The following is a 3,118-nucleotide window of genomic DNA, read 5'->3' on the forward strand; positions in this document are numbered from 1 at the left end:
GAGGCGCTGGTGCGGATCACGGAGGACGAGGTCCGGGTGCTGGAGGTGGAACCGGTCCGGGGCTTCCAGCCCGACGTGAACCAGGACGGGTCGACCACGGTGCGCATCTCGTTCGAGTCGGACGCGCACAACTCCCGCATCCTGATCGTCTGGCGCGACGACCGCCCCTACTCCGAGGTCACCGAAACCGCCTAGCCTCTGCCGGGCGTGATCATGAGGTTAGCGGCGCGGTATGTCCAGGATGTCGCCGCTAACCTCATGATCAACTGGGGTCAGCCGGTGGTGCAGGGGGTGTTGTTGAGGGTGAAGGCGGTGGGTCGGGGGTTGGCCCCGCCGGAGCCGTTGAAGCCGACGCCGAGGGAGGCGCCGGCGGCGATGGTGGCGTTGTAGGACAGGTTGACGCCGGTGACGTTGGCGCCGGACTGGGTCCACGTGGCGGCCCAGCCCTGGTCCAGCCGCTGGCCGGTCCCGCCGAAGGCGAACCGCAGGGTCCAGCCGTTGATGGCCGTGGTGCCGGTGTTCCGGATCGTGATGTTGGCCGTGAACCCGCCGTTGCCCCAGTCGTTGAGCGCGTACGTCACCGCGCACGTCGACGGCGGCGGGGGAGGCGGCGGAGGCGGCGGAGGCGGGGGAGGCGGCGGCGGGTTGTTCGGCGTGGTCACCGTCACCGTGTTCGACGGCGGGGACACGTTGCCGGCCGCGTCGAACGCCCGCACGAAGTACGGGTGCGTGGAGCCCGGCGCCAGCCCGGTCAGGTTCGCCGAGGTGGTGGCGGTCGTGGCCACCAGCGGCGGGTCGCCCGGCGCGCCCACCGACTCGTACACCCGGTACTCCGTCACCCGGATGTTGTCCGACGACGGCGTCCAGGTGAGCGTCGCGCTCGTGGACGTCACGTTCGACGCGACCGGGGTGCCGGGCGCGGTCGGCGGCTGCGTGTCCACCGCCGGCCCCTCGTAGATCATGCCGAACCCGTACGCGAACAGCGGCACCTTGCCGTCGCCGTCGTTGATCGGCTGCTGGCTGGCCGACTGCATCCACGTGAACGGCAGCTTCCCGCTCGGCTGGGTCACGCCGAACAGCACGTCCGCCACGCCCTGCCCCTCCGTGCCGGGCAGCCACGCGGCCATCAGCGCGCTCCAGTTGGGCAACTGGGAGGCGATGTCCATCGGCCGGCCGGAGACCAGCACCACGACCACCGGCACGCCCGCGGCGCGCAGCGTGTTGATCGTGTTGAGGTCGGTCGTGTCCAGGCCCATCGCGCCGGTCCGGTCGCCCTGGCCCTCCGCGTACGGCGTCTCGCCGACCACCGCGATCGCGGCGTCGTACGAGCTGTCGATGCCCGCGCCGGTGGCGTTGTACGTCACCGTGCCGTTCGTGCCGACCGTGTTGCGGATGCCCTGCAGGATCGTCGTGCCCTGCGTGGTGTTGCCGCTGGCGCCCTGCCAGGAGATCGTCCAGCCGCCGCTCTGGTTGCCGATGTTGTCGGCGCTCTTGCCGGCCACGAAGTACCTGCCGCCCGCGCGGCGCAGCGGCAGCACGCCGTTGTTCTTCAGCAGCACCTGCGACTTGGCCACCGCGCGCCGGGCCAGGTCGCGGTGTGCGGCGCTGCCGACCGTGGACGCGTACGACCGGTCGGCCAGCGGCCGCTCGAACAGGCCGAGTTGGAACTTCTTGGTCAGGATCCGCCGGTTCGCGTCGTCGATCCGCGACATCGGCACCCGGCCGGCCTGCACCTCCGCCCGCAGGGTGGAGATGAACGACTGCCACGCGGTCGGCACCATCACCATGTCGATGCCGGCGTTGATCGCCTGGGTGACCTCGGCCGGGGTGAAGCCCGTGCCGCCCTGGATCTGGTCGATGCCGTTCCAGTCGGAGACCACGAAGCCGGAGAAGCCCAGCTCGCCCTTGAGCAGGTCGGTGATCAGGAACCGGTGGCCGTGCAGCTTCTCCCCGTTCCAGCTGCTGTACGAGATCATCACCGAGCCGACGCCCCGCCGGATCGCCTCGGCGAACGGGGGCAGGTGGGTCGCCCGCAACTCCGCCTCGGAGACCTGGGTGTTGCCCTGGTCGGTGCCGTTGGTGGTGCCGCCGTCGCCGACGTAGTGCTTGGCCGTGGCCAGCACCGACGCCGGGCCGCCCAGGGTCGCTCCCTGGTAGCCGGTGATCTCCGTGGCCATGCTGCTCACCAGGTCCGGCCGCTCGCCGAACGACTCGTACGTGCGGCCCCACCGGTCGTTGCGGGCCACGCACAGGCAGGGGGAGAACGTCCAGTCCACGCCGCTGCCGGTGACCTCCTCGGCGGTGGCCCGGCCGATCTGCTCGACCAGGGCCGGGTCGCGCGTGGCGCCGAGCCCGACGTTGTGCGGGAAGATCGTCGCGTTGAGCAGGTTGTTGTGCCCGTGCACGGCGTCCGAGCCGTAGATCATCGGGATCTGCAGCGGGGTCGCCAGCGCGCCGCGCTGGAAGTTGTCGACCATGTCGGCCCAGCCGGCCGGGGTGTTGGGCGAGGGCGCGGAGCCGCCGCCGGACAGGATCGAGCCGATCCGGAACGTGGTGACCTGGCTGGGGGTGATCGAGGCCCGCTCGGCCTGCGTCATCTGGCCGAGCTTGTCGTCCAGCGACATCCGGGAGAGCAGGTCGGCCACGCGGGTGGCCACGGGCAGGGTGGGGTCGTGATAGGGCAGGTGGTCGGCCGCGGCGGGTGGCGCGGTGCCGGCGACGAGGCCGGCCGCCACGAGGACGGTCGCGGCCGCACAGGCGACCAGGGTACGGGGGCGGAGCACGGGGGATCCCTTCGGAAGCGGGGACGGCGTCACGTCAGGGGCGTGCACCACACCCCTGGCTCGCCCGGACCAGCTCCGCAGACCTATTGTGCCGTGTCGATGTCCTGATGCTCAACAGGGCGACGCCCGCCTGCTTCCTGAGCCGGGTGTCGACCTGGTCGGTCCCCTGCGGGTGCTTTCGCGAGCGCCTGTCGCTCTGATCCGCCTGACGGATCGCGCCGCTCGGTGGGTCGCTCGGTGGGTCGCTCGGTGGGTCGCTCGGTGGGGCGCTCGGTGGGGCGCCCCTGTCGCTCCGTCGGTCGGTGGCTGTCCACCGGTCTGCGGCCGCTCGCGCC

The 3,118-nt window shown here is 71.8% G+C and carries 2 protein-coding genes and 1 pseudogene; 1 reads left to right on the top strand and 2 read right to left on the bottom strand.

Features of this window, described 5'->3' with window-relative positions:
* Positions 1-195, top strand: a 195-nt coding sequence (locus VFO68_RS20975) for a hypothetical protein (RefSeq protein WP_325160046.1), incomplete at its 5' end; no start/stop codon positions are given.
* Between the two features lie 77 nt (positions 196-272).
* Here the strand turns inward: VFO68_RS20975 and VFO68_RS20980 are convergent.
* Both VFO68_RS20980 and VFO68_RS20985 read right to left on the bottom strand, forming a co-directional pair.
* Positions 273-962 carry a cellulose binding domain-containing protein gene (locus tag VFO68_RS20980; RefSeq protein WP_325160047.1) on the bottom strand — a complete coding sequence of 230 codons (690 nt, stop codon included), beginning with the start codon at positions 960-962 and terminating at the stop codon, positions 273-275.
* Positions 954-2,765, bottom strand: a pseudogene (locus tag VFO68_RS20985) (glycoside hydrolase family 3 protein); the annotation flags it as partial. The pseudogene VFO68_RS20985 and the gene VFO68_RS20980, both read right to left, overlap by 9 nt.
* Positions 2,766-3,118 lie beyond the last annotated feature (353 nt).

This window comes from Actinophytocola sp., from assembly GCF_035712165.1.
Lineage (GTDB): Bacteria > Actinomycetota > Actinomycetes > Mycobacteriales > Pseudonocardiaceae > DASYTH01.

Coding starts and splice junctions, on each gene's coding strand:
- VFO68_RS20980 (WP_325160047.1), bottom strand. CDS start 962: ATGATCTACGAGGGGCCGGCGGTGGACACGCAGCCGCCGACCGCGCCC.